20 protein-coding genes and 1 tRNA gene are annotated in these 26568 nt (G+C 64.3%); 5 read left to right on the plus strand and 16 right to left on the minus strand.

The window, feature by feature from the left end:
• Positions 1–22: 22 nt before the first annotated feature.
• From yjfF to AC4D2Q_RS14105, 5 genes are all read right to left on the minus strand, one after another.
• The gene (gene yjfF, locus AC4D2Q_RS14085; protein WP_490947160.1) at positions 23–1033 is read right to left on the minus strand and encodes a galactofuranose ABC transporter, permease protein YjfF; all 1011 of its coding nucleotides are present in this window, start codon (positions 1031–1033) and stop codon (positions 23–25) included.
• On the minus strand, positions 1033–2064 hold the full coding sequence (locus tag AC4D2Q_RS14090; RefSeq protein ID WP_490925156.1) for an ABC transporter permease: 1032 nt from the start codon (positions 2062–2064) through the stop codon (positions 1033–1035). The genes yjfF and AC4D2Q_RS14090 overlap by 1 nt, the downstream gene beginning before the upstream one ends.
• A complete protein-coding gene (locus AC4D2Q_RS14095; RefSeq protein WP_490925155.1) occupies positions 2061–3587 on the minus strand; it encodes a sugar ABC transporter ATP-binding protein in 1527 nt (508 codons plus the stop codon). The genes AC4D2Q_RS14090 and AC4D2Q_RS14095 overlap by 4 nt, the downstream gene beginning before the upstream one ends.
• A gap of 140 nt (positions 3588–3727) precedes the next feature.
• Positions 3728–4678: an ABC transporter substrate-binding protein gene (locus AC4D2Q_RS14100; protein ID WP_490925154.1), complete on the minus strand. Its 951-nt coding sequence runs from the start codon at positions 4676–4678 to the stop codon at positions 3728–3730.
• A gap of 267 nt (positions 4679–4945) precedes the next feature.
• A complete protein-coding gene (locus tag AC4D2Q_RS14105; protein ID WP_490947161.1) occupies positions 4946–7114 on the minus strand; it encodes an ABC transporter permease in 2169 nt (722 codons plus the stop codon).
• Between the two features lie 159 nt (positions 7115–7273).
• Here AC4D2Q_RS14105 and AC4D2Q_RS14110 point away from each other — a divergent pair, with 159 nt between their 5' ends.
• Positions 7274–7936: a TetR/AcrR family transcriptional regulator gene (locus AC4D2Q_RS14110; protein ID WP_490947162.1), complete on the plus strand. Its 663-nt coding sequence runs from the start codon at positions 7274–7276 to the stop codon at positions 7934–7936.
• On the opposite strand, the gene AC4D2Q_RS14115 is transcribed toward AC4D2Q_RS14110, so the two are convergent.
• Positions 7933–8928, minus strand: coding sequence for an NAD(P)/FAD-dependent oxidoreductase (locus AC4D2Q_RS14115; protein WP_490947163.1), 996 nt, complete (start codon positions 8926–8928; stop codon positions 7933–7935). The two genes, AC4D2Q_RS14110 and AC4D2Q_RS14115, sit on opposite strands and share 4 nt — an antisense overlap.
• 132 nt (positions 8929–9060) lie before the next feature.
• Here AC4D2Q_RS14115 and AC4D2Q_RS14120 point away from each other — a divergent pair, with 132 nt between their 5' ends.
• A complete protein-coding gene (locus AC4D2Q_RS14120) occupies positions 9061–9645 on the plus strand; it encodes a helix-turn-helix domain-containing protein (protein ID WP_490947164.1) in 585 nt (194 codons plus the stop codon).
• A 42-nt stretch (positions 9646–9687) separates the two neighbouring features.
• Here AC4D2Q_RS14120 and AC4D2Q_RS14125 read toward each other — a convergent pair whose 3' ends face one another.
• Positions 9688–11103: a YhgE/Pip domain-containing protein gene (locus AC4D2Q_RS14125; protein WP_490947165.1), complete on the minus strand. Its 1416-nt coding sequence runs from the start codon at positions 11101–11103 to the stop codon at positions 9688–9690.
• Between the two features lie 151 nt (positions 11104–11254).
• Positions 11255–11731, minus strand: a complete 477-nt coding sequence (locus AC4D2Q_RS14130) for an NUDIX hydrolase (RefSeq protein WP_490947166.1) — start codon at positions 11729–11731, stop codon at positions 11255–11257.
• Between the two features lie 56 nt (positions 11732–11787).
• Here AC4D2Q_RS14130 and AC4D2Q_RS14135 point away from each other — a divergent pair, with 56 nt between their 5' ends.
• Positions 11788–12726 (plus strand): 5'-3' exonuclease, encoded by a 939-nt coding sequence (locus AC4D2Q_RS14135; protein ID WP_490947167.1) that lies wholly within the window; start codon positions 11788–11790, stop codon positions 12724–12726.
• Between the two features lie 56 nt (positions 12727–12782).
• On the opposite strand, the gene AC4D2Q_RS14140 is transcribed toward AC4D2Q_RS14135, so the two are convergent.
• The 4 genes from AC4D2Q_RS14140 to AC4D2Q_RS14155 form a co-directional block, all read right to left on the minus strand.
• Entirely contained in the window at positions 12783–13685 is a 903-nt protein-coding gene (locus AC4D2Q_RS14140; RefSeq protein ID WP_490947168.1) for an ATP-binding cassette domain-containing protein, read from the minus strand.
• 16 nt (positions 13686–13701) lie between these two features.
• Positions 13702–14748: an ABC transporter permease gene (locus AC4D2Q_RS14145; protein WP_490947169.1), complete on the minus strand. Its 1047-nt coding sequence runs from the start codon at positions 14746–14748 to the stop codon at positions 13702–13704.
• A 60-nt stretch (positions 14749–14808) separates the two neighbouring features.
• Positions 14809–15804 (minus strand): substrate-binding domain-containing protein, encoded by a 996-nt coding sequence (locus AC4D2Q_RS14150; protein ID WP_490947170.1) that lies wholly within the window; start codon positions 15802–15804, stop codon positions 14809–14811.
• A 287-nt stretch (positions 15805–16091) separates the two neighbouring features.
• Positions 16092–16176, minus strand: a tRNA-Leu gene (locus tag AC4D2Q_RS14155).
• A 128-nt stretch (positions 16177–16304) separates the two neighbouring features.
• Between AC4D2Q_RS14155 and AC4D2Q_RS14160 the strand changes: the two genes are divergently transcribed.
• Entirely contained in the window at positions 16305–16910 is a 606-nt protein-coding gene (locus tag AC4D2Q_RS14160; RefSeq protein ID WP_400932021.1) for an ANTAR domain-containing response regulator, read from the plus strand.
• A 53-nt stretch (positions 16911–16963) separates the two neighbouring features.
• On the opposite strand, the gene AC4D2Q_RS14165 is transcribed toward AC4D2Q_RS14160, so the two are convergent.
• Together AC4D2Q_RS14165 and pyk are read right to left on the minus strand one after the other, a co-directional pair.
• The gene (locus AC4D2Q_RS14165) at positions 16964–17383 is read right to left on the minus strand and encodes a PLD nuclease N-terminal domain-containing protein (protein WP_490947171.1); all 420 of its coding nucleotides are present in this window, start codon (positions 17381–17383) and stop codon (positions 16964–16966) included.
• A 351-nt stretch (positions 17384–17734) separates the two neighbouring features.
• Positions 17735–19246, minus strand: coding sequence for a pyruvate kinase (gene pyk / locus AC4D2Q_RS14170; protein WP_490947172.1), 1512 nt, complete (start codon positions 19244–19246; stop codon positions 17735–17737).
• A 323-nt stretch (positions 19247–19569) separates the two neighbouring features.
• On the opposite strand from pyk, the gene AC4D2Q_RS14175 reads away from it, so the two are divergent.
• Positions 19570–20181: a TetR/AcrR family transcriptional regulator gene (locus tag AC4D2Q_RS14175; RefSeq protein WP_490947173.1), complete on the plus strand. Its 612-nt coding sequence runs from the start codon at positions 19570–19572 to the stop codon at positions 20179–20181.
• Positions 20182–20347: 166 nt separating this feature from the next.
• On the opposite strand, the gene AC4D2Q_RS14180 is transcribed toward AC4D2Q_RS14175, so the two are convergent.
• The gene (locus AC4D2Q_RS14180) at positions 20348–21805 is read right to left on the minus strand and encodes a glutamate synthase subunit beta (protein ID WP_490947174.1); all 1458 of its coding nucleotides are present in this window, start codon (positions 21803–21805) and stop codon (positions 20348–20350) included.
• A complete protein-coding gene (gene gltB, locus AC4D2Q_RS14185; RefSeq protein ID WP_490947175.1) occupies positions 21798–26396 on the minus strand; it encodes a glutamate synthase large subunit in 4599 nt (1532 codons plus the stop codon). Before gltB ends, AC4D2Q_RS14180 begins: the two co-directional genes overlap by 8 nt.
• Positions 26397–26568 lie beyond the last annotated feature (172 nt).

Below are 26568 nucleotides of genomic sequence, written 5' to 3' on the forward strand. Positions count from 1 at the left end.
CGGCGGGCGCCGTTGGATACGGCTACGCGAGTTTCGCTGTTCGCGAGAAGAGCTTCTGCAGCAGGATGAAGACCAGCAGCAGGGCGCCGATGACGATCCGGGTCCACCAGGAGCTCAGGGTTCCTTCATAAGAAATGAAGGTCTGGACGATTCCCAGGACCAGGACTCCGGTCAGCGAACCGATCACGTAGCCGTACCCGCCGGTCAGCAGCGTTCCTCCGACCACCACGGCAGCAATCGCATCCAGTTCCATGCCCTGGGCGGCGAGACTGTAGCCGGAGAGACTGTAGAAGGAAAAGAGGATGCCTGCGGTTGCGGAGCACAGGCCGCTGATCGCGTAGACCAGCACCTTGGTCCGGGGCACGGCCAGTCCCATCAGCACAGCCGAGGATTCTCCGCCGCCAATCGCATAGACCGTCCTGCCAAAGCGCGTCTGGTGCAGGACGTACACCGCCGCCGCAGCCACGAGCAGAGCAATGATGACGCCCGGGGAGACAAACAGGCCTCCGAAACGGATCCGGGACTGGGCCATGGAGGTGAAAAACGGATCGGTCACGGTGATGGCGTCCAAGCTGATGACATAGCACAGCCCCCTGGCCAGGAAGAGTCCGGCCAGGGTCACGATGAAGGGCTGGATCTCGAAGACCTGGATGATCAGCCCCATCAGCAGCCCGAACGCCGCACCGGCCAGGAGCACAAGCACAATGACGGCAAAGGGATTCCAGCCGGCCTGCAGGAGACTGGCCGCGATCATCATGGAGAGGGCAACAACGGAGCCCACTGAAAGGTCGATGCCTCCGGTGAGGATGACAAAGGTCATGCCGACGGCGAGCACAATCAGGAACGTGTTGTCGATAAGCAGGTTGAGGAACACCTGTCCGGAGGCAAACCCCGGATACATCACGGACCCGGCGGCAAACATTGCCAAGAACAATCCGATCGCCGCCAGGGTGGGAGCAAACTTCGCTGCACCGCGCAGCCGGCTGATCCGGTTGCGGGTGGAGGGCGAGGAAGGGCTGGTGAGCACTGACATTAGACAGCCGCCTTAATGCCGGAAGGTTCAGGAACGGAGCGTTTTCGCTGCCGGAGCAGGGTCCGTGCCTTCGGGGCCTGAAGCAGGCAGACGATGATCACGACCAGCGCCTTGAACACCAGGGTTGCTTCGGGCGGGATGCCCAGCGTGTAGACCGAAGTTGTCAGCGTCTGGATGATCAGTGCACCGATCAGGGTGCCCACGAGGCTGTAGCGGCCGCCGGCAAGTGAGGTTCCGCCAATAACGACGGCGAGAATCGCATCCATTTCGATGAAAAGCCCGGCGTTGTTGGCATCAGCTGCTGTGACGTTGGAGCTGATCATCAGCCCGGCCGCCGCCGCACAGAACCCGCTGAAGATGTAGACGATCCAGGTGATGCTGCGGGCTTTGATGCCGGCCAGCCGGCTCGCCGCGGGGTTGATGCCGACGGCTTCGATCAGTGTTCCCAGCGCCGTGCGGCGGGTCAGCAGCCCGGCAGCGGCCAACACCGCCGCCGCGATCAGGATCGAGATGGGCAGGCCCAGGAAGAAGCCTGCGCCGATGGCATGGAAGGTGTCGTTGGAAACCGAAATGATCTGTCCGTCGGTCACGAGCTGCGCCAGTCCGCGCCCGGCGGTCATGAGGACCAGGGTGGCGATGATGGGCTGGATTCCGATGACGGCTACGAGGAAACCGTTCCACGCCCCCAAGACCAGGCCGGCAACCACCGCGATCAGCACCGCCGTCATCGCGGTCTGCGCGGAACCGGGATCAGGTGAATTGTAGATATATGTGCAGGAGATTGCTCCCGCAATGGCCGCCACCGCCCCCACCGAAAGGTCAATCCCCCGGGAGGCAATGACCAGGGTCATGCCCAGGGCAATCAGGATGGTGGGCGCACCGTTGCGCAGGATGTCGATCAGGCTGCCGTACAGATGCCCGTCCTGGACCCGGACCGTGAGGAAATCGGACCGGAACGCCTGGTTGAGAAGCAGCAGCAGGACCAGTGCGAGGACAGGCCAGGTGAGGCGGTGCCGCAAAATCCCGTTCATGCGTTGCTCCCGGCAATGATGGCCATCACGTCATCCATGGTGACGCCGTTGTTGGGGAGGTTGGCCACCATCTCCCGGTCTTTCAGGACGGCTATGGAGTCACTGAGCCGAAGGACTTCCTCGAGCTCGGAGGAAATAAAGATCATCGCCATTCCTTCTGCGGCCAGGTTGCTGATGAGGAGCTGAATTTGTGTCTTGGCACCGATGTCGATGCCCCGCGTGGGTTCATCGAGGATGAGCAGCTTCGGGTTCATGATCAGCCAGCGGGCCAGAAGCACCTTCTGCTGGTTTCCGCCGCTGAGGTTGCGGATCAGCGCATCCTTGTTGGCCGGCCGGATGTCCAGTGTCTCGATGAATTTCTCGGACAGCTGGTCCTGCTGCCGACTGGGGATTCGCCGCAGCCAGCCCTTGCTGGCCTGCATGGCCAGGACCAGGTTGTCTTTCACTGAGAGGTCGCCGATGAGGCCTTCTTCCTTTCGGTTCTCGGAAGAGAATCCAATTCCGGCGTTGATGGCGGCACGCGGACTGCGCAGGTTCCGGCTGGTGCCGCTGATGCGCAGCTCACCCTGATCCGCGTGATCGGCGCCAAAGAGCAGCCGTGCGGTTTCGGTGCGTCCGGATCCAAGCAGTCCGGCAAGTCCCAGGATCTGGCCCGGCGCCACGCTGATGCTGATGTTCGCGACGGAACCTTTCCTCCCGAGATTTTCCGTCTGAAGCAGCGCCGTTCCCGGTGACATCTCTGCCCTGGACACCGCCGTTTCGGAACGGTCCAGCTCGGCCAGGACTTCCACATCCCTGCCGATCATCTTCTGGATCAGGCTCATCCGGGGCAGCTCGCTTGTCGGGTATTCGCCCACCAGCTTTCCGTTCCGGAGCACCGTCATCCGGTCCGAAATCTCATACACCTGCTCAAGGAAATGCGAGACAAAGACAATCCCGACTCCCTGTTCGCGCAGTGAACGGACCACGGTGAAGAGCTGCTGCACTTCTTCCGCGTCCAAGCTGGAGGTGGGCTCATCCAGGATGAGGACTTTCGCTTCAATCTGGACGGACCGGGCAATGGCCACGAGCTGTTGGATTGCCAGGGAATGGGTGGAAAGGACCGAGCCGGGATCCAGATGGCCCAGTTGGAGATCAGCCAGGACGCGCCGTGCACTCCTGCGCACTGCCTTCCAGTCGATGCGGCCGTGCCGGCGTGGTTCTCGTCCCAGGAGGATGTTCTCTTCCACCGAGAGGTTGGGGCAGAGGTTCACTTCCTGATAGACAGTGCTGATCCCGGCCTCCTGGGCCTCGGCAGGGCTGCTAAAGTTCCGCTCCGTCCCCGCGACGGTGATTGTTCCGCTGTCCACCGGGTAGACGCCCGTCAAGGCCTTGATCAGGGTGGATTTTCCCGCGCCGTTCTCGCCCATGAGAGCGTGCACTTCACCCGGAAAGAGCCGGAAGTCCACGCCGTCCAGGGCTTTGACACCGGGAAATTCAATGGAGATTCCAGTCATCTCCACGAGGGGAACGGTTTCATTCATGGATGCATCTTTTCTGTGCCGGAGTGCGGTGAGCACCGGCTCACCGCACTCCTCCCGATGGTTGTCTCCGGAATAGCCCTCGCCGGGCTTCCCGCAATCCGGCCCGGCGCTTCAGGCCGGCCCGGTACTTTTGATCCGGTTCAGTACTTTCGATCCGGAAGGGCCTTCGTGGCCTCTTCCTGGGTGAAAGCAGTTTCTTCCGTGACAACACGCTCCGGCACGTCTTCGCCCGCAACAACCTTCTCGGCCAGGTCCATCAGCTGATCACCCAACAGCGGGTTGCATTCAACGATGTAGTTGATCTTGCCCTCGGACAGTGCCGTCATTCCGTCCTTGACGGCGTCCACGGTAATAATCTTGATGTCCTTGCCCGGCACCTTGCCGGCGGCTTCAATTGCCTCGATTGCGCCGAGACCCATGTCGTCATTGTGGGCGTAGACAACGTCAATGTCCGGCGTGTTCTTGAGGAAGGCTTCCATGACCTGCTTGCCGCCGCTGCGGGTGAAATCGCCCGTCTGGGACTGCACGATCTTCAGATCGGGGTCGGCAGCGATGGCCTCTTCAAAGCCTTCCTTCCGGTCCAGGGCCGGTGCGGCGCCCGTGGTTCCCTGCAATTCCACAATGTTTACCGGACCATCCACGGCAGCCGAGTCCTCCACCAGCCATTGGCCGGCCTTCTTGCCCTCTTCGATGAAGTCGGAGCCCAGGAAGCTCTCATACAGAGAAGTATCGGTGGAGTCGATGGCCCGGTCGGTGAGGATTACCGGGATATTCGCATCCTGGGCTTCCTTCAGGACAGTGTCCCATCCGGATTCAACCACCGGCGAGAACGCGATGACGTCCACTTTCTGCTGGATGAAGGAGCGGATGGCTTTGATCTGGTTTTCCTGTTTTTGCTGGGCGTCATTGAATTTAAGGTCGATGCCGGCCGCAGCGGCCGCCTCATTCACGGATTTTGTATTGGCGGTACGCCAACCGCTTTCGGCTCCCACTTGGGCAAAGCCCATGGTGATCCCGTCATCGGACCCGCCGCCCGCATCCGAGCCGCCGCACGCAGACAATGCCAGTGCCGAAACGGCCGCGGCTGTCATAAGGGTTTTCCGAAACACTGCTGCCTCCTGGAGTTAGGACCGCAGCAGGGACACAATGCATCGCCTTCGCTGCGGGGGCTTCCTGCCCTGCGCGCAATTGTGAACGCTAACATCCGAACGGTCAACAGAGTTTTCCTCAATCGGGCCGCAATTTTTCAAACCGGGTACTGGAGCCTGAGGAGCCATAAAAACAATCAAGGGCCGCTGCAGAGGCAGCGGCCCTTGATTTGTTCTGCGGCACCGCCGGGGTGCCTGAACTGCAGCGGACTACACCGCGGCGAGTTCCTTCTCTTCGGCTCTTTCAGGAGCCGGCTCAACCGGAGCGTCATCCACCGGCCAAGCGGTGTCCCGCGGCGGCTTGATCCGGTCGATGATCACCAGAACCAACAGGGAAGCGGCTCCCCAGATACCCAGCGTCAGCAAGTGCGAACCGACGGTGTCGCCGCCAAAGTACAGGATGGAGCGGATGGACTCCACGGCAGCCGGCATCGGCAGGAACCCGTGCAGGAAACGGAAGAACTCCGGCTCCATGTAGATGGACATTGCCGCACCGGAGGCCGGAATGCCCAGGAACATCAGGATGCCGATCGCCGGAAGGATGGCGAGCATACCGATCAGGCGTTCCAGGACCGCGGTGAACATCGCGACACAGAAGATCGCCACGGCACCGGCGCCCCACAGTGCGAGGAAGTGGCCGTCGATCGCACCCACGAAGACGTCGACGATGACCCACAGCAGGGCCGAGTACCCCACGGCCCAGCCGGCGGCAATCGGCACCAGCTTGCGCAGCGGACGGCTGGCGGGCTGGGCGGTGGAGCCCACAATGATGATCATGAAGCCGGCCATGATCCACCCCATGGCCAGGTACATGGTGGACATGCCCATGGAGTCCTTGTTGGGCAGCGGTGCCACGTCCTGAGTGGTCAGCTCCATCTGCTGGCCTGCGGCCACCTGCGTAAAGACACGGTTGACCACCTGCTGGGCGCTGGTGCCGGCAGCCTGGTTGGAGATGAGGGTGGACGTCGGATTCTCGGCCGAAGGCAGCACATAGGCAGCTGTGATGGTCCGGTCCCGGACCTGGTCCCGGGCTTCCTCGGCGGAGTCCATCGCCCGCAGGTCAAAGAGGCCTGACATGTTTTCTTCCAGCCCGGCAACTGCCTGCTCGGCCTGTTCGGCAGTGGTGCCGACGACGGCGACGGGCATGTCCCGCGGCGTGGGCTGGTACATCGCACCCAGCATCAGCGAAAGCATCATCACAACCATCGTCAGCGGCAGGAACCCGAGGGTGACATAGCGCCAGGCCCGGCTCTTCGGGCGGGGGCCGCCGTGCAGTGAGGCAACGTTGACGGCCAGGGGCTTGGCGTCCGGCTTGCGGCGCCGCTTCGCGGCATCGATGCCAAGCGTCAGCAGCAGAGCTGCAACCGCACCGATAACCAGCACCAACAGGTGCCGGCCCACGCCGTTTCCGCCGAAGTACAGGACGGACCGCAGAGATTCACCGGTTGCGGCAGCGGGAAGGAAACTGTGCAGGAACGGGTACAGCCCGGGCATGGTGTGCACGGACATGCTCATGTTGGAGGAGGGAACACCCAGCACCATCAGGAACAGCATGCCAACCAGGACGGCCATCGGGCCCAGGATCCGGGTGAGGAACAGCTGGACGCTGCCCACCGCGAACACGGCGAGCCAGCAGATCCCCAGGACAGCAGCGGTGTGGCCTTCGACGATGCCCATGATGGGGCCGACGACGGTCCAAACCAGGGCGGAAATCAGTGCGGACCAGCCGGCCAGCAGCGGAACAAAACGGCGGAAGCGCATCAGTTCCGGAGAGTTGGACAGGGCCAGGCTCAGGGGCATGTAACCCGCGAGCATCAGGGCCGTGGTCATGAACATTGCGCCCAGGCCGGCCATGTCCTTGGCCGGCAGCGGCGCGATGTCCTCGGTCTGCAGGGTCAGGCCGGAGGCGAGCACCTGGGGTGCCAGCATGGCGGTGACCGTGCTGGCTTGGGAGGCGCCGGCGGCACCGGCGGTGTAAAGGGTGGCGGTTCCGTCGCCGAGCGCCACAGCGCTGGCAACCTCGCGGTCCAGCACCAGCTGCCGGGCGTCGTCGGCCGTGTCCACAATCCGGACCTCGACGGCGTCGGCGTCGGCGGATTCCAGTGCTTTGGCAAAGCTGTCCGCCTGCTGGGCGGAACCGCTGACGGCAACCGGCATATTGTGCGGGGCCGGGGAATGCATGGCGGCCAGATATCCGCCCACCAGCATGGACACCATCAGCAGGGGCATCATGAACATGGCGACGTAGCGCCCGATCTTTTCAGCCTTGGCCCGCTTGGCGGCGGCCTCGAGGTCCCGGCTTTCCGTTTCCTGAGTTGGCTCCGCCGCCGGATCATTCTCCGGCGGGGAGTCGGTGGAGGTAGGGGAAGAATTGGTCAAGGACGTGCTCCTGTGCTGAAGAATGGAAGGCGGGGCGAGGTGCGCCGGGGCCGGAGACGGCCGGGACGGGTCAGTGTGAACCAACTCGTCAAAATTACGCCACCTGGCGTAAAATTGGAAATCGACCGAACAGAACGCCGAGAAGAGGAACCACCAAGCATGGGACAACACGGCGAGAAGGCACGCGGCACTCTGTTGGATTCAGCCGAGGAGCTTTTTGCCCGGTTTGGCATCGACGCAGTTTCCAACCGGCGGATCGCCGAGCACGCGGGCACGGCCAACCATTCCGCCGTCGCGTACCACTTCGGCGGCCGCGATGAACTGCTGCGCGCGCTCGTCACCCGGCATCTGGAGGACACGAACCGGCGGCGGACTGAACTGCTCGCCAACCTGCCGGCGGATGCTCCCCTGCCGGATCTGCTCACCGTGATGATCCTTCCCTGGGTGGACCATCTGGCTTCGCTGCCCGTACCCAGCTGGCGGGCACGCTTTGTGCACCAGATCCGCTCGGTGCCCTCGGTTCACCAGGTGCTGACCGAGGCCGCCGTCGCCAGTCCCGCAATGGAGGAGCTGGTGGCACGGACTCATGCCGCAGTAGGCGATGTGCCGCCGTCGGTCCTGTACGGCCGATCCTCGATCCTGGGCAGCATGGTGCTCGGCGTCTGTGCCGAATATGAGGCCCGTATCCAGGACGGGGTGGAAAAACCGAACTGGACCGGCGTCGGCTACTTCCTCATCGACTCCTGCGTGGGAATGCTGGCCGCGCCGGTCACCCATCCGGGAAACTTCCTGGCGCGGCCTTCCTCCGTCTTCCTGCTCTAGCTGTTCTGCGCAGCGCCCGCGAGCGCTGCGACGCCGAGCGCCGTCTCCTCGGCGATCAGGTCTCCGTTAATGGCGGCGCCCGCCATCAGGCCCGCAGCGGCAGCAGCCATCACCTGAGTTGCCGGTGCCGTCAGGTTGCCGGCCGCGTAGAGACCGGGCACCGCGGTTGCACCGGTGGGTTCGGCCGGAATTGCGGTCCCAAAGACCACCTCGCCCATGTACTGATCCACGGGGACGACCCCCAGCTCCGCAAGGTACCCGGCCCGCGCCTCCAACGGGGCAAACACCACCAGCGCATCCCGGGTCACCAAGGCTCCGTTGGCCAGCCGAACACCGGCGCCGTCTCCCTCCAGCCCCGTAACCTCCCCGGAAACCGTCCGGATCCCCCGCGCAGCAAGCTGCTCCGCCTGAATGGCGTCCGGAGTTCCTGCCGTGTGCAGGAACAGGACCACATCCGCGCTCCACTGGCGCCACAGCAGGGCCTGGTGCATGGCAATGCCCAGGTCTGTGGCCAGGATGCCGATGGCCTTGTCCCGGATTTCCCAGCCGTGGCAGTACGGACAGTGCAGGACGCTCGTGCCCCAGCGCTCCTGAATCCCGGGCAGGTCCGGCAGGATGTCCCGTACCCCGGTGGCAGCCAGCACCCGGCGGGCCGGCACCTGCCCGCCGTCGGCCAGGTGCACCCGGAAGCCTCCCTCGGCATCCCGGGTCACGGTGGTCACCCTGCCCGCCCGCACGGTGCCGCCGAAGCTGCGCACCTCGTCTGCGCCGGTGCCGAACAGCTCCCCCGGCGCTACGCCCTCGCGGCCAAGGTAGTTGTGGATGTGGGCCGCCGGCGCATTGCGCGGATCCCCCGCGTCCACCACCAGTACTGACCTGCGTGCCCGTGCCAGAGCCAGCGCTCCGCTGAGTCCGGCTGCGGCACCGCCAATGACGACGACGTCGTACCGGTTGCCGGCTCTTCCGCTGGTGGTCCCTGCTGCTGTTTCCATGTCCGCACTCCTGTAGGTGATACCGCTGCCATTGCCCAATCCCCCTGCCGTTGGGGCCGGGGACTGATCCCAGTGTCGGATGGAGCTGCGAGAGTGGGCAAAGTTCTTTGCCGTGATGGCAAAATGGCAGCTATGGATCATTCCCCTGCTGCTGCCCTCACTGGCGTCGGTGCCCGGCTCCGCGCGCTGCGGATTGAAAGACGCCTGACGCTTGCCGGAATCTCCGCCAGTACCGGAATTTCGGTCAGCACACTCTCCCGGCTGGAATCCGGCCAGCGCCGAGCCACACTGGAACTGCTGATGCCCCTGGCGAAGATTTACGGGGTGACTATTGATGAGCTGGTGGATGCTCCGGCCACCGGGGACCCCCGCGTGCATATGCGTCCGATCCGCCGCCACGGTGCAACCATCATTCCGTTGACGGAGCAGGCCGGAGGAATTGGAGCGTACAAATACATACTTCCGGGCAGGAAATCCCCGGGCACCCCGGATCCGCAGACCCATGAGGGCTACGAATGGCTCTACGTCCTGAGCGGGAGGCTGCGGCTGGTGCTGGGCGGGCAGGAATTGACCCTGAAACCGGGCGAGGCCGCCGAGTTCAACACCCGGACCCCGCACTGGATGGACAACGCCACAGCTGAAAGCGTGGAATTCCTCGCCCTGTTTGGCCCCCAGGGAGAGCGGGCCCACCTGCGGGCACGGCCCGCCGCAAAATAGCGACTTCCGCATCTCCCGCCGGGGCCGGGCTGCGCGCCGGTCTTATACTGCCTGTTCCATCCGCGCACCGCGTCTGCCCAGCATCCGGTCATAAATGGCTGAGAACACCACGGCCGCCACCACGGCAATGAGTGTGATGACGAGCATGCCAATAATCCCGCTCTGCACGCCCGCCCCGGCATTCGCGTCAAAATAGAGAACCGCCCTGTTGGCCATGGTCATGTGGTACAGCGGTTCAGCGGGGGCTATGACCCGGAAGAACCCGGGCAGGGCTTCCAGCGGCACCACTCCGGTGGCGGCCGGCAGTCCCATGAACACCACGTAAATGAGGGACAGGATCATGCCCGCGCTGCCGAACAGGGTAATCAGTGCAAAGGTCACCGCGGATACGGTCACAATGGAGAGCCAGGTGGTGAGGAAAAACCAGCCTCCGTACGGAATGGCCATTCCGACGGCGGACGCCACCCACATCATCAGGCCGGCAGTTGGCAGTGCCGCAATGATCACGATGCCCCACTTGACCAGATACGTGAACCAGCGTGCCGGGCGCAGCTGCGGCCCCAGGACAAAACGCGGACCCAGTTCGACCGGCGCCACCCCCAGCCGGGAATCAATCAGGAAGTGCAGGGCCACGGATCCGCTGAGGCCCACCACCATCAGCAGCACGGAATAGAAGAACGCCCCCTCGCCCAGGGCCGCACCCTCGGGGGGCTCTTCGAACGCTGTGGTCTTGATCGCAATCGGATCAGCCAGCAGATCGGCCGATGTTCCGCCAACCTTTGGGGCAATCTGCTGTTCCAGCTGGGCGGGAAGTTGTGTGCCCAGCTCCTCCAGTTGGCCCCGGAGCTCCGTCCGGGCCTGATCCTGCGCCTGCATGGCGGAGCTGGACAGCTGCTCGCCCAGCCCGCGGTTCGCCTGTTCGAGTGCCGGATTGATCGCATTTGTGGCCAGACTGCTGGCCAGCGGCCCGGCCAGGGGATTGGTGTAGACGGTGATTGAGGGCCGTGACACCTCATCGGCGCTGAGCGCCCCGCTCACCAGTGCGGTGGCGTCCGCCGAAAAGGATTCGGGGATGACAACGGCGCCGTGGAGCTCGCCCGTGCGCATCTGGTCCTGGGCGTCATCCCAGGAGAGGACCCGCAGATCAATCTTGTCCGAGCTGCTGAATCCCTTCTGAATCTCGTCCGTGATGTTCTGCCCCAGGTCCTCGCGTCCGCCGTCCGCCGTCACCGTGCCCTTGTCCTGATTCACCACCGCCATGGGGAAATGATCCAAATGGTTGCCCGGGCTGCCCAGCCCGCCGATATACAAAGCCGTACCTGTTCCGCCCAGCAGCAGGAGGACCAGAAACGGCAGCAGCCACGTCCGGGGAGATACGAAGAAGCCAGGGCCCCTTGAGCCCGTCGCTGTCGATTCTCCTGAGTCTCGTGAGTCTGTGTTCATCTGGTGTGCGGGCATGGGACATACCTCCAAAGGCCCGGCAGCCGCGCCGGCATAAAGATGTGGGATCGTCCTGCTTATTCGAGGGTATCCGCGCCGTTTCAGCACCGATACAGTCGACCCCCGCCGGCTGACTTCCGCCGCTGAATCAGCAGGTGCATCAGGTGCATCAGCCGTTCAGCCGCAGGATCAGCGCATCAAGGACCTGCTGCTGGCCTTTGACCAGTTTGGTGCGCGCAACGGGCTCAGGGAACCAGCCGGCGTCGTCAATTTCTGGGTACTCCCGGACCCTGCCGGATTTGGGCGGCCACTCCAGGAGAAAAGTGTTGCTCTCAATGCGCTCCGGTGCGAAGTCCGCTTCTGCGGTAAAAACGGTAATGGTCTTCTTGGCGGAAGCACGGAAACTGCCGAGCAGGGCGTAGTCCGCGGCAGGCGCCGGGGTGCCCATTTCTTCAGCAAATTCCCGCAGCGCGGCGGCCAACGGATCTTCCTCCGGCGGGTACTCGCCCTTGGGGATGGACCAGGCATGATCATCCCGACGGGCCCAGAACGGCCCGCCCATGTGCCCGATCCATACCTCGAGCTGCTCTGTTCCCGTGTCCGCCGGGGCTCGGCGGTACAGCAGAATCCCCGCACTGCAGATCATGGACTCATCCTAGGCGTCGTACCGTTCCAGTGCCCGTTCGTGCGAGGATCACACCTATGAACCGGCGCCTGATGCTGCTTGACACTGCTTCCCTGTACTTCCGCGCCTTCTACGGCGTGCCGGACACGATCCGCCGCAGTGACGGCACGCCGGTCAACGCTGTGCGCGGCCTGCTGGACATGATTGCCCGGCTGACCGCTGATTATGAAGCTACGGATCTGATCGCGTGCTGGGATGAGAACTGGCGGCCGCAGTGGCGCGTGAATCTGCTGCCCACCTACAAGGCGCACCGGGTGGCCGAGGAGGTGGCCGGCGCGCCGGACGTGGAAGTGGTCCCTGACCCGCTGGAGGCCCAGATCCCGATGATCCGCCGCACCCTGGAACTTGCCGGCGTCGCCGTCGTCGGTGTTCGGGACCATGAGGCCGACGACGTGATCGGCACCTACGCGACGTCCGCCGATTCGCCCGTGGACGTGGTGACCGGGGACCGGGACCTGTTCCAGGTGATCGACGACGGGCGCAGAGTCCGCGTGATCTACACGGCGCGGGGCATGAAGAACCTCGAGGTGCTGACCGAAGCCTCCATTGTGGCCAAGTACCGGGTGCTGCCGCAGCAGTATGCCGACTACGCCACGCTGCGCGGAGATGCCTCCGACGGGCTGCCGGGTGTTGCAGGAATCGGTGAGAAGACCGCGGCGTCGCTGCTGGGCGAGTTTGGCACGCTGGATGCCCTGCTCGCGGCGGCGGCCGATCCGGCCAGCTCCGTCTCCGGGCCGGTGCGCTCAAAGCTGGCGGCTGCTGCGGACTACCTTGCGGTGGCGCCCGACGTCGTCCGGGTGGTCCGCGATCTCGCGGTGCCCGCCCCGGCCGACGCCGGTGCGCGGCTTCAGCCAGTTACCGGCGAGGCGCGTGCGGAACTGGAGCGGCTCGCGGATCAGTGGAACCTCGGCGGGTCCGTGCAGCGGCTGTTGGACTCCTTTGACCGCTACGCGTGACCCTGCGCCGGCTGAGCCGGCTGAGTCGTCGGCAACAGGTGCGGCCAGGCGCGGAGTTAGCCGCGGACCGTTTCGGTGCGGACCTCGGCTTCCACCTCGGCGATAACGTCCCTGTGCCCGCCCAGCGTCTCGAGTTCCTGGGCCAGTTCCACGAGCTCGGCGCCGCCTGCCATCTGCTCGGTGAGCTGGTCCAGGGTGACGTTGTCCTTCCCGTAGTAGCCGATGGACCGGCCGCGCTTGAGCAGCAGGAACCGGTCCCCCACCGGGTAGGCGTGGTGCGGGTTGTGGGTGATGAAGACTACTCCCAGTCCGCGGTCCCGCGCCTGCAGGATGTAGCGCAGGACCACCCCCGACTGCTTGACGCCGAGCGCCGCCGTAGGTTCATCCAGGATGAGCACCTTGGCACCGAAGTACACCGCGCGGGCGATGGCGACGCACTGCCGCTCACCGCCGGAAAGCTGGCCGATGGGCTGCTCCACATCCCGCAGGTCAATGCCCATGTCCTGCAGTTCCTGCTTGGTGATCTGCTTCATCCGCTCAACGTCCAGCCGCTTGAACGGGCCGACGCCGGTGGTCAGCTCGGAGCCGAGGAAGAAGTTGCGCCAGATCGGCATCAGCGAAACCACAGCCAGGTCCTGGTAGACGGCGGCGATCCCCAAATCCAGTGCCTGCCGCGGCGAGGAGAACCGACGCTCCGCCCCAAGTGCGGAGAAAGTGCCCTCATCGTGCGGATGCAGGCCGGCAATGATCTTGATCAGGGTGGATTTGCCGGCGCCGTTGTCGCCCAGCACGCAGGTGACCTTTCCTGCTTCAACGTCCATCGTGACATCGTGCAGGGCAATGACATTGCCGTAATGCTTGCCAACCTTGTCCAGCCGCAGCAAAGGCTCCGATGCCGGCCCGGGTGCGGCAGCGCCGCCGTCGGACTGCGGGTGGGAGCCGTTTTTCTTGGTGTCCATGCCTGTTGTCCGTCCGCTAACTTTGTTCGGCCCGGCGTTTGACCACCAGGTTCACGAGGGTGGCCAACAGCAGCATCAGGCCGAGGAAGAACTTGAACCAGTCAGGGTTCCACTCCGCGTAGACGATGCCCTTGTTGGCCATGCCGAAGATGAAGGCGCCAATCGCCCCGCCGATGGCGGACCCGTAGCCGCCGGTGAGCAGGCAGCCGCCGATCACAGCAGCAATGATGTACAGGAATTCATTGCCGATGCCTTCTCCGGACTGCACCGTGGAGAACGCGAACAGGTTGTGCATCCCCAGGATCCACGCGCAGAAGCCAACGCCCATGAAGAGCCCGATCTTGGTTTTCACCACGGGAACGCCGACGGCGCGGGCCGCGTAATCGTCTCCGCCTGCTGCGAAAATCCAGTTACCCATCCTGGTCCGCAGCAGGATCCACGACGCCACGGCCACCAGGGCAATCCAGATGAAGACGGTGATCCGGACCTCAACGCCTCCGAGGGTAACCGACGAGGCAAAGACGGCCTTGGCTGAGTCGAAGCCGTCCATGTTGGAGATGGAGGGCGACGCGACGCTTCCGCCGATGGCCCGGGTGAGGCCAAGGTTCAGGCCGGTGAGCATCAGGAAGGATGCCAGCGTCACGATGAAGGACGGAAGCTTGGTTTTAACCAGGATCCAGCCGTTCACGAAGCCGACGGCCAGTGACATCACCAGCGCCAGCGCCACTCCCACCCACACGTTGGTCGAGAAATACCAGCTGAACAGTGAGGCCATCAGGGCTGAGCTGATCACGGCGACACCGGTGGAGAGGTCAAACTCGCCGCCGATCATCAGCAGCGAAACTCCCACCGCCATGATTCCGATGGTGGACGCTCCGTACAGGACAGTGGCAATGGACCCTGGCTGGAGAAACACCGGGGCAACGGCGGAGAAGAAGACAAAAAGGGCGATGGCCCCTACGAGGGCGCCGATCTCAGGGCGTCCCAGCATTTTGGCAATCGGGCTCTTGCCGCCGACCCGTTCGTCGGACGACGGCGGGGAGACCTGAACTGAACTAGCCATTTCTGCGTGCCGCTTTCCCCGGGTGTGTCTCTGAACTGCAGACCGGTCTGGAGGAAGACATCAGCGGATACCGTCCGCGGCGAATTCTGCGACCTGCTCGGCGTTCGAGGAATCGATGATGGTGGGCCCGGTGAGGACCGGCTGGCCGCCGCCAAGTTCAAACCCGCCGCGTGTGTGCTGCCAGAGCGCGTCAACCGCGCCGTATCCCTGCAGCCACGGCTGCTGGTCAACCGTGAAGACAACATCGCCGCTGACGATCTTGTCCGCCAGGTCGGGGTTCAGGTCAAAGGACGCCACCTTTGCGCCGCTTCCGGAGGCTTCCACGGATTTGAGAATCGTCAGCGTGTAAGGGGCACCCAGGCCAACAACGACGTCGGCATCCGCGGTTGCCTGCAGTTTGGCAGTCACAGTGGATTCCACCTGGGTCATGTCGCTTCCCTGGACGTACAGGATTTCGGTGCCGGGCACTTCCGCCTTCACGCCCGCGCAGCGGTTTTCATGTCCCACGTTGCCCTGCTCGTGGATGACGCAGATGGGATGCGTGTAGCCGTCCGTTACCAGGCGCTGTCCCACGGCTTCTCCGGCGAGGCGTTCGTTGGATCCAAAGTGGGTGAAGGCTCCGAGTTCCGCGGACCTGTCCTCCCCGGAGTTCAGGCTCACCACGGGAATGCCGGCGGCCTCTGCCTTCGCGAGAGCGGAAGCCACCGCATCCGGCTTGGCCAGGGTGACGGCAATTCCGTCCACGTTCTGTTCCACGGCCTGTTCAATCAGCTGGGCCTGCCGGCCGCCCTCAGGATCCGAGAGGTACTGCAGTTCCACGTTGTCTTTTGCCGAGGCTTCTTCCGCGCCCTTGCGCACAATGTCCCAGAAGGTATCTCCGGGGCCGGAGTGGGTGATGAGTGCGATCTTGATGCGGTCGGTGTCGGCGACGGTGCCGCCGTTGTCGCTGTCCGCTTCGGGGGAGCGTCCCCCTGAGCTGGAGCAGGCACCTACGGCAAGGAGCGGAACCAGCACTGCTGCAGCCGCCAGTTTCCGCAGGGAAAGGTTGTGTGACACGAGAGTCTCCTTCGTCTTCGTGGCCCATCCCCGTGGTCAGCGGCCCACAGCCGGAGGCACGTCGCCCCAGCTTGGGCTCTCTGAACACAAATATAGCGACCTCCTCCACCAATTCAAAGAATTGTCAAGACATGCCGCCAACTTTTTTGCAAATCGGAGAACCGAAATCTGCGGACCCGTGCCGGGGGCTCCCTAACTGATCAGGCAAAAGAAAACACCCCGGTCCGAAGACCGGGGTGTTACCTGTGTCGCAACTCATCCGGGAACGATGTCCCGACGATTTCCTTTGGTGCCCGAAGTGGGACTCGAACCCACACACCTCTCGATACTGCATTTTGAGTGCAGCGCGTCTGCCAATTCCGCCATTCGGGCTTTCCCTGCGGTGTGAATCACAAGTTCACAATCCGTGTTGGGCGCAAATCTACTGTACATGCGGATAGGCTATTTCTGTGAACTGTCAGTTCGCACACGGCAGTCCAACCGCACCCTGAGGAGCACCTGTGTCTGAGTCAACCGAGCCCGCCCCCTCCAACACGCCGGCACGGCGAGTCATTGTCGCCGAGGATGAGACGCTGATCCGCCTCGACATTGTGGAAATTCTCAAAGGCGAGGGATACGACGTCGTGGGTGAAGCGGACAACGGCGAAAAGGCCGTAGCGCTGGCCACCGAACTCAAGCCCGACCTGGTCCTGATGGACGTCAAGATGCCCGTCATGGATGGCATCACAGCCGCTGAGCAGATCGTCAAGGCCCGCATTGCGCCCGTGGTCCTGCTGACCGCGTTCAGCCAGAAGGAACTGGTGGACCGGGCCCGCGAGGCCGGAGCCATGGCCTACGTCGTCAAGCCCTTCACCCCGGCCGATCTGATCCCGGCCATCGAGATCGCATTGTCCCGCCACGAGGAAATTAAAGCCCTCGAGGAAGAGGTCAGCGACCTCAAGGAGCAGTTCGCCACCCGCAAGCTGGTGGAACGCGCCAAGTCGCTCCTGACCACCAAGATGGGCCTCACCGAGCCCGAGGCCTTCCGCTGGATCCAGAAGACCTCCATGGACCGCCGGCTGAGCATGCGTGAAGTAGCCGAGACCATCATCAACCAGGTCAACTAGGGTTCCGGAGCGCACGCCCGGCCGCGCAGGCCGACAAGAAGAGGGCCCCGCCGTTAAGCAACGGCGAGGGCCCTCCTCTTAAGCATTTCAAATTCCTCCTGGTTGATCGATCCCGCGTTCAGCAGATCCTGCGCCTTGGCAATCTCGTCGCTTGGGCTCGCGGCAACCCGGCGGATGTAGTCCTCGGTGGATGCCCGAGCGGCCCTGGACTGGTCGATGGCGCGTTCGTTCATACCCTTGCCCCGGGCAATGATGTACACGAGCACCGTCAGGAACGGGAAGATGACCATAAAGATGATCCACGCGGCCTTCGCCCAGCCACTCAGGCTCTGATCCCGGAAGAGGTCACTGATGACGGCAAAGAGCGCAAAGAGGTAGGCAAAGAACACCGCAGCGCTCAAAACCCACCAGACGATATTCCACAAGTTGTCCCAAAAATCCATACCGGTTTCCCGCTTTCGCTTCGGGTGCATTACGCCTGCCTATAGCCCCCAGCGGCACGACGACGGCGGGGTCTCCCCGCAGGTCTTTCCAGTATTGACGTCCCGCATCAGCAGAACCATGCTTCCCGGCCATATACGGGCAGCACAGGACAAAGCTCCTGTATCCGGAGACCCTCGCCGTCAAAGCCTCTCCGGGCCGGCCCCGTTAAGTGGTGGCGTGCACTGCGAGGATGGGCGGCCGCCCGCTTGGCGAAACTTAGCGCTGATGATGCATATTTGAAAAACTGGATATGAATGTATGGAGTTGGATAGACAGCGAGCAAAAAGCTGCCCGGCCGGATAACCGGCCGGGCAGCTTGGCAGAACTCGGTTCAATCCAAACTAGATGGACTTGGCCTTGCCCTTGTTGGAGCTCTTGATCGGCCACGGGCCAACCTTCTCCTTGACCTGCATCTGTCCGTCGAGGCGCTGACCGGCGTCGGCGATGTCCCCCACCTTGTGAACCTTGATGGAGTTGGTGGAACCGGCCTGTCCGGGAGGCGAACCGGCGGCAATGACCACGAGGTCATCGAGTTCCACGAGGTCGTTCTCGAACAAGGTGCGGTCCACCTGGGCCGTCATCTGGTCGGTGTTCTCAGCGAACTCCACCAGCATCGGCTGGATGCCCCAGAACAGGGTCATGTAGCGGTAGGTTTCAGCAACCGGAGTGAAGGCCAGAACGGGCTTCTTCGGACGCAGGCGGGAGAGCCGGCGGGCCGAATCTCCGGACTGGGTGAAGGTGCACACGAACTTGGCGTCCAGCTGGTCGGCAATCTCAACAGCGGCACGGGTGATGGCGCCGCCGCGGGTGCGCGGCTTGGAACCCAGGGCCGGAACGCGGTTCAGGCCGTGCTCCTCAGTGGACTCGATGATGCGTGCCATGGTGGTCACGGTCTCGATCGGGTACTTGCCCACGGAGGTTTCACCGGAGAGCATTACCGCGTCGGCACCGTCAAGAACGGCGTTGGCGCAGTCGGAAGCCTCGGCGCGGGTGGGGCGCGGGCTGTCGATCATGGATTCCAGGACCTGGGTTGCCACGATGACCGGCTTCGCCCAGCGGCGGGCCAACTCAATGGCGTTCTTCTGCACCAGGGGGACGTCTTCCAGGGGAAGCTCAACACCGAGGTCGCCGCGGGCAACCATGATGGCGTCAAAGGCGTCAATGATTTCCTCGATCGCAGCAACTGCCTGCGGCTTTTCGATCTTGGCGATGACCGGAACGCGGCGGCCTTCCTCGTCCATGATTTCGTGGACACGGCGCACATCAACGGCATTGCGCACGAAGGACAGGGCAACCATGTCAACGCCGGTGCGGATGGCCCAACGGAGGTCAGCCTCATCCTTGTCACTCATGGCGGGAACGCTCACAGCAACACCGGGCAGGTTCAGGCCCTTGTTGTTGGAGACGGGACCCGGAACGGTCACCTCGGTGACAACCCGGACGTCGTCCACCGCAGTGGCGCGCAGCGAAACCTTGCCGTCGTCTATGAGGAGGGTATCCCCCACGTTGACGTCATTGGGCAGGCCCGTGTGCGTGGTGGAGACAATTTCCTTGGTGCCGGGAACGTCTTCAATGGTGATCGTGAATACGTCACCCTTGTTCAGGTAATGCGGGCCGTCAACGAAACGTCCCAGTCTAATCTTGGGGCCCTGCAGGTCGGCGAAGATGCCGACCGGCTTGCCCAGTTCTTCCGAAGCGCGGCGCACGTTGTCGTAGACGGACTTATGTACGTCGTGATCGCCATGGCTCATGTTCATGCGAGCAACGTCCACACCTGCACGGAGGACCGCGAGCGTGTTTTCATAACTTGCGATTGCGGGGCCGAATGTGGCCACAATTTTTGCGCGTCTCATATGCTCTAGCCTAGTCTCCTTGCAGCGATTACGCATGAAGGCAGGCCGCTCTGACCTTCGGCAGCTTCCACTGCCCCCCGTGTTATTGGTCTCAAAAAACCTCGGGCAAGCACGCAGCGGGTCTTTCCCCAGACGATAAACAAGCACTTATTGCATGGATGCAGAGGCCGAGTCGGCCCGGATCCCCGGCCGGGCGGCTGATCAGATCTGGTTAGCGGAGCTGCCCGGAGGAACATTTACAGACATGTGCAGGTCTCCAAGTAGGCTGGAAAGACGTGAACCTGGCAGCAGGACACTACAAGCAAACGATTATCAGGAGCACCATGTCGGGAAGCGTGTCGCAGCCGCAGGAACAGTCAGCCGGCGGTGCTGCCCCGGGACTGAGAGAACGCAAGAAAGCACAGGTCCAGGCCCTGCTCCTGCAGACAGCCCGGGAACTGTTCTCCAAGAACGGATTCGCTGCCGTTACCGTGGACCAGATCGTGGAAACAGCCGGAGTCTCGCGCAGCTCCTTTTTCAGGTATTTCGACACCAAGGACGCTGCCCTGTTCCACTCCAGCAGGCAGGCGCTGGACAACATGGAGGCGGACTTTGAGCTCCGCAGCCAGACCACCGAGCCGCGGGAAGCACTGCACCAGGCGCTGCTGCAGGCGGCAACGGACTACGAACCCCGGCGCCAGGAATACCTGATGCTGCGGCGGCTGATGCGGGAGGACCGGGTCCTTCGTGCCAGCGCAGCCGAGTACAACCAGTCACTCCTGGCGGAAATGACATCCACATACCTGCGGACACTGGGCCCCGGGGACGAGCTGGCGGCCCGCGTGGAAGTGGCGGTCATGTGGGCGGCAGCCACCGTGGCACTGGAGTACTGGGTGCGCCTCGACGGCGAGGAACTGCTGCCGCTCACCGTCCGCGCCCTGGCCGCACTGGCCTAAGCCACCGGGCCGGGAGACGAGAGCCTAAAAGCCCTCAAAGACGCAGGCCGGAAAGCGGCAGCCCTCAAAGACACAGCACTTAAAGACACAGCACTTAAAGACACAGGGCCGGCGCCGGGTGGATTCCCCGGCGCCGGCCCTGCGAATCAGCAGTGCTGCCCAAACCCTACAGCGGGGTGATGGCCCGGTCCGTCGGAGCCACGGGCGCCGGCAGCCTGGTGGAGCCCATCAACCACTGGTCCACCGCTGCCGCACAGGCACGGCCTTCGGCAATTGCCCAGACAATCAGGGACTGGCCGCGGCCGGCGTCACCGGCAGCAAAAATGCCGGGAGTGCCGGTCATGTAGTAGCCGTCGCGCACTACGTTGGAGCGCTGGTCGAACTCCGTGTGCACCTGGTCCGCCAGGCCTGCGGGTTCCGGACCCGTGAAGCCGAGGGCGAGGAACACCAGGTCCGCGGGAATGATCCGCTCGGTTCCGGCCTTGGGGACGCGCCGGCCGTCCACAAACTCGGTTTCGGCAATTTTCACACCGGTAAGCCGCCCGTTTTCGCCCACGAACTCGACGGTGGAAGCGAGGTAGGTCCGCTCGCCGCCCTCCTCATGGGCACTGGCAGTTTCGAACAGGGTCGGATACATCGGCCACGGCTGATGCGCGGCACGTTCCGCCGGAGGCTGCTGGCCGATTGCCAGTGTCGTGACGGAGGCAGCCTGCTGGCGGTGCGCGGTGCCGAGGCAGTCGGCGCCGGTGTCTCCGCCGCCCAGGATGACCACGTGCTTGCCCTCGGCGGAAATGGAGTTCCGGACCGGCTCCCCCGCCACTGCCCGGTTGGCCTGCACCAGGTACTCCATGGCAAAGTGCACGCCGGACAGTTCCCGCCCGGGGATGGGCAGGTCACGGGGCACGGTGGCGCCGGTGGCCACCACCACGGCGTCGTACCGGCGGCGCAGCTGCTCCCAGCTGATGTCCCGTCCCACCTCGACGCCGGTGCGGAAGCGGGTGCCCTCGGCGCGCATCTGGTCCAGCCGGCGGTCCACCTGCAGTTTTTCCATCTTGAAGTCGGGGATGCCGTAGCGCAGCAGCCCGCCAATCTTGTCATCGCGTTCGTACACGGCAACCGTGTGTCCGGCGCGGGTGAGCTGCTGGGCCACGGCCAGGCCTGCGGGACCCGAGCCGACGACGGCGATGGTCTTGTCCGTGAGCCGCTCGGGCGCGTGCGGGGTCACCCAGTTTTCGTCGAACGCCTGGTCGATAATGGAGACCTCAACCTGCTTGATGGTCACCGCCGGCTGGTTGATGCCCAGCACACAGGAGGCCTCGCACGGTGCGGGGCACAGCCGTCCGGTGAACTCCGGGAAGTTGTTGGTGGCGTGCAGCCGTTCAATGGCCTCGCGTCCCTTGTCCCGCCACATAAGGTCATTCCATTCCGGGATGAGGTTTCCCAGCGGGCAGCCCTGATGACAGAACGGAATGCCGCAGTCCATGCAGCGTCCGGCCTGAGCCTTCAGGACGCCCTTCTCCTGGGCTTCGTACACCTCTTTCCAGTCCATGATGCGCACCGGCACGGGCCGGCGGGGCTGGGTCTGGCGGTCACGTACTTTCAAGAATCCGCGTGGGTCAGCCACCGGTTACCTCCAAGATCTTGGTCCATGCTTCGGCACCGTCGGGGTCAAGGCCCGCTTCGACGGCGGAGGCACGGGCATCCAGTACGGCAGCGAAGTCACGCGGCAGCACCTTGGTCATCCGGCCTGCGGTGTTGGCGAAATCCTCCAGCAGGGAGGCTGCCAGCACCGATTCGGTTTCCTCCACATGCCGGATCAGCAGGCCGCGGACAATGTCCGCGTCCTCGGCGTCCAGGGACTCCAGGCGCAGCTCGCCCTTTTCCAGCGAGTCCTTGTTGATCCGTTCGGTGCGAAGGTCCAGCAGATAGGCGGTGCCGCCGGACATCCCGGCGCCGAAGTTCCGGCCCGTGGGCCCCAGGATCAGGGCCTGTCCCCCGGTCATGTATTCGCAGCCGTGGTCGCCGATTCCCTCGACCACCGCCGTCGCACCGGAGTTGCGGACCAGGAAGCGTTCACCCACCTGGCCGCGCAGGAACATTTCGCCGCTGGTGGCGCCGTAGCCGATGACGTTGCCGGCAATCACGTTGTGCGCCGCGTCAAAGACGTTGGCCCGGTCCGGGCGGACGATGATCCGTCCGCCGGACAGCCCCTTGCCCACGTAGTCGTTGGAGTCGCCGAGCAGGCGCAGCGTGATGCCGGCCGGCAGGAACGCGCCCAGTGACTGCCCGGCCTGGCCGGTAAGGGTCACGTCGATGGTGTCCGGTGCCAGGGTGTCGATGCCGAATGTCTTGGTGACGGTGTGGCCGAGCATGGTGCCCACCGAGCGGTCGGTGTTCACCACGTCCAGCGTGATGCGCACCGGATTGCGGTTCGCCAGGGCGTCGGCACTCATTTCGATCAGCTTGTTGTCGAAGTGCGAGTCCAGGTCATGGTTCTGCTTCACCATGCTGCGCATGGGCGTGCCGGGTTCGACGACGTCGGCGCCGCGCAGGATCGGCTCCAGGTCCAGGCCGTCGGCCTTCCAGTGGTCGATCGCGGCCCTGGTGTCCAGCAGCTCAGTGTGGCCAATGGCTTCCTCGAGTGAGCGGAAGCCAAGTTCGGCCAGGATTTCGCGGACTTCCTCGGCCAGGAATTCGAAGAAGTTGACCACGAATTCGGGCTTGCCGGAGAACCGCGCCCGCAGTTCAGGGTTCTGCGTGGCCACGCCCACCGGGCAGGTGTCCAGGTGGCACACGCGCATCATGACGCAGCCGGAGACCACCAGCGGAGCGGTGGCGAAGCCGAATTCCTCGCCGCCGAGCAGCGCGGCAATGACAACGTCGCGGCCGGTTTTAAGCTGGCCGTCCACCTGTACCACCACGCGGTCCCGAAGGCCGTTGAGCATCAGGGTCTGCTGGGTTTCGGCGAGGCCGAGTTCCCAGGGCGCTCCGGCGTGCTTGAGCGAGTTCAGCGGCGAGGCACCGGTGCCGCCGTCGTGCCCGGAGACGAGAACGACGTCGGCCTTGGCCTTCGTCACGCCCGCCGCCACGGTGCCGATCCCGGCTTCCGAAACCAGCTTGACGTGGACCCGGGCGCTCGGGTTGGAGCGCTTGAGGTCGTAGATCAGCTGGGCAAGGTCCTCAATGGAGTAGATGTCGTGGTGCGGCGGCGGCGAAATGAGGCCGACGCCGGGCGTGGAGTGCCGGGTGCGGGCCACCCACGGGTACACCTTCTGCGCCATCAGCTGCCCGCCCTCGCCGGGCTTGGCGCCCTGGGCCATCTTGATCTGGATGTCCTGGGCATTGGTGAGGTACAGGCTGGTGACGCCGAAGCGTCCCGAGGCCACCTGCTTGATGGCGGACCGGCGCTCAGGATCCAGCAGCCGCTCGGGGTCTTCGCCGCCCTCGCCGGTGTTGGACTTGCCGCCGAGCCGGTTCATGGCAATGGCCAGCGTCTCGTGGGCTTCCTGCGAGATCGAGCCGTAGCTCATGGCACCGGTGGAGAAGCGCTTGACGATGCTCGATACCGGTTCCACTTCTTCCAGCGCAACAGCGGGGCGCTCTCCGACGCGGAAGTCCAGCAGGCCGCGCAGCGTCATGAGGTTCCGGGACTGGTCATCCACGCCGGTGGTGTAGGCCTTGAACACGTCATAGCGGCGTTCCCGGGTGGCGTGCTGGAGCCGGAACACCGTCTCCGGGTTGAACAGGTGGGGCGGTCCTTCGCGGCGCCACTGGTATTCGCCGCCGTTGTCCAGCGGGCGGTGCGGATCCTCGATTTCGTCGTCCGGGTAGGCGCTGGCGTGCCGGGCGGCAGCTTCCGCCGCGATCACGTCCAGGCCGACGCCGCCGAGCTGGGTCTGGGTGCCGTGGAAGAACTCATCCACGAGTTCCTGGCCCAGCCCCAGGGCCTCGAACGTTTGGGCGCCGCAGTAGGAGGCCACGGTGGAGATGCCCATTTTGGACATGATCTTCAGGACGCCCTTGCCCAGGCCCTTGATCAGGTTGGCGACCGCTTCTTCGCGGGTGACACCGGTGATGTCCCCGTTGCGGACCAGTTCCTCGCAGCTTTCCATGGCCAGGTACGGGTTGACCGCGGAGGCGCCGTAGCCCATGAGCACTGCCACGTGGTGGACTTCGCGGACGTCGCCGGCTTCCACCAGCAGGGAAATCTTGGTGCGGTTGGCGCTCTTGAGCAGGTGGTGGTGCACGGCGGAGAGCAGCAGCAGCGACGGGATGGGTGCCCACTGCGCGCTGGAGTCGCGGTCCGAGAGCACGATGTACTCGATGCCGCGGTTGACGGCGCCGGAAACCTTCTCGCAGATTTCTGCCAGCCGGGCCCGCAGTTCGGCTTCGCCGCCCTGCGGCCGGTACAGGCCGCGGACCTTGAGTGCGATCTTCTCGCCGTCGGCGTTGGTCAGTTTGGCGATCTTGGCCAGCTGGTCGTTGTTGATCACCGGGAAGTTCAGGGCCACCTGGTGGGTGCGGACCTGGCCGGCGGCCAGCAGGTTGCCCACCGGCCCAATGGAGGCACGCATGGAGGTCACCAGTTCCTCGCGGATGGAATCCAGCGGCGGGTTGGTGACCTGGGCAAAGGACTGCACAAAGTAGTCAAAGAGCAGCCGCGGGCGCTGCGAGAGCACGGCGATGGGCGTGTCCGAGCCCATGGCGCCCAGGGGTTCGGCTCCCGTGCGGGCCATCGGGCCCAGCAGAATGCGCAGTTCTTCCTGCGTGTAGCCGAAGGTCCGCTGGCGGCGGTTGATGGACGCCTTGGTGTGCAGCACATGTTCGCGCTCGGGCAGATCTTCCAGGGAAACCTGGTTTTCCTTCACCCACTGGGCCCACGGGTTGGCGGCGGCCATCTCGGCCTTGATTTCCGAGTCCTCAATCAGGCGGCCGGCTTCGGTGTCCACCAGGAACATCTTGCCCGGGGAAACCCGGCCCTTGCGGACCACCTTCGCCGGATCAATGTCCACCACGCCCACTTCGGAGGCGAGCACCACCAGGCCGTCCTCGGTCACCCAGTAGCGGGCCGGGCGCAGGCCGTTGCGGTCCAGGACCGCGCCCACGGAGGTGCCGTCGGTAAAGGACACGGCAGCGGGACCGTCCCACGGTTCCATGAGGGTGGAGTGGTACTGGTAGAAGGCACGTCGGGCCGGATCCATGGTGGCGTGGTTTTCCCAGGCCTCGGGGATCATCATCATGATGGCGTGGGTGATCGGCCGGCCGGAGAGCATCAGCAGTTCGGCAACCTCGTCAAAGGACGCCGAGTCCGATGCCCCTGGGGTGCAGATGGGGAACAGCTCTTCCGGGGTCTCCCCCAGCAGCGGGTTCTTCAGCTGGGACTGCCGGGCGCGCATCCAGTTGCGGTTGCCCTTGACCGTGTTGATCTCGCCGTTGTGCGCAATGGTGCGGAACGGCTGGGCCAGCGGCCAGGACGGGAAGGTGTTGGTGGAGAAGCGGGAATGGACAATGCCCAGCTTCGTCTTGAAGCGCGGGTCCGAAAGGTCCGGGTAGAACGGTTCCAGCTGCGCGGTGGTGAGCATGCCCTTGTAGACCATGGTCTTGGAGGACAGCGACGGGAAGTAGACGCCGAACTTGTTCTGCGACCGCTTGCGCACACGGAAGGCGCGGGCATCCAGGTCGGAGGCATCGCCGTCGGCCGGAGCCAGGAACACCTGGGCAAAGTGCGGCATGCAGGCCCGGGACATGGCGCCCACCAGGTCGGCCACCACGGGAACTTCGCGCCAGCCCAGGACAGTGAGGCCCTCCGACTCGGCCATGGCTTCCACGCCGGCGCGGGCGGTGTCCTGCTCCCGGCCCTCGGTGGGCAGGAACGCGGTGCCGACGGCGTAGGCGCCGGCCGCGGGAAGATCAAAGGAAGTCACGGCCCGGAAGAATTCATCCGGCACCTGGGTGAGCAGCCCGGCGCCGTCGCCGGTGCCTTCATCAGCACCCACGGCACCGCGGTGCTCAAGGTTGCGCAGGGCGGTCAGGGCGGCGTCGACGATGTCGTGCCCGGGCTCTCCGCGCAGGGTGGCAATAACGGCCAGCCCGCAGGCGTCCTTTTCATTCTCGGCCCGGTACAGCCCGGAATCCGCCGGGAAGTTGGCGAATCGGGTGAAGGGTGAGAGCACAGATGAAGCGTCTGCTTCGCCGGGCGGAAACGGTTCAGTCATGAGAGGTAAGTCCTTCCCCCTGATTGAGAGCTGGGAGGGGACAGCGCTGGCCCCACGGCGGCAGGCCTAAGCGCTCCGCGGTGTTTCGGTTCGCCGCGGAAGAGAGATGCGGGGTGGTTCCCCTGTTCCCTCCCGGGCGGCCACATCAACGTGGCAGAAGCACCCGCCGGGA

It is taken from the genome of Arthrobacter sp. TJ-178, assembly GCF_058269275.1.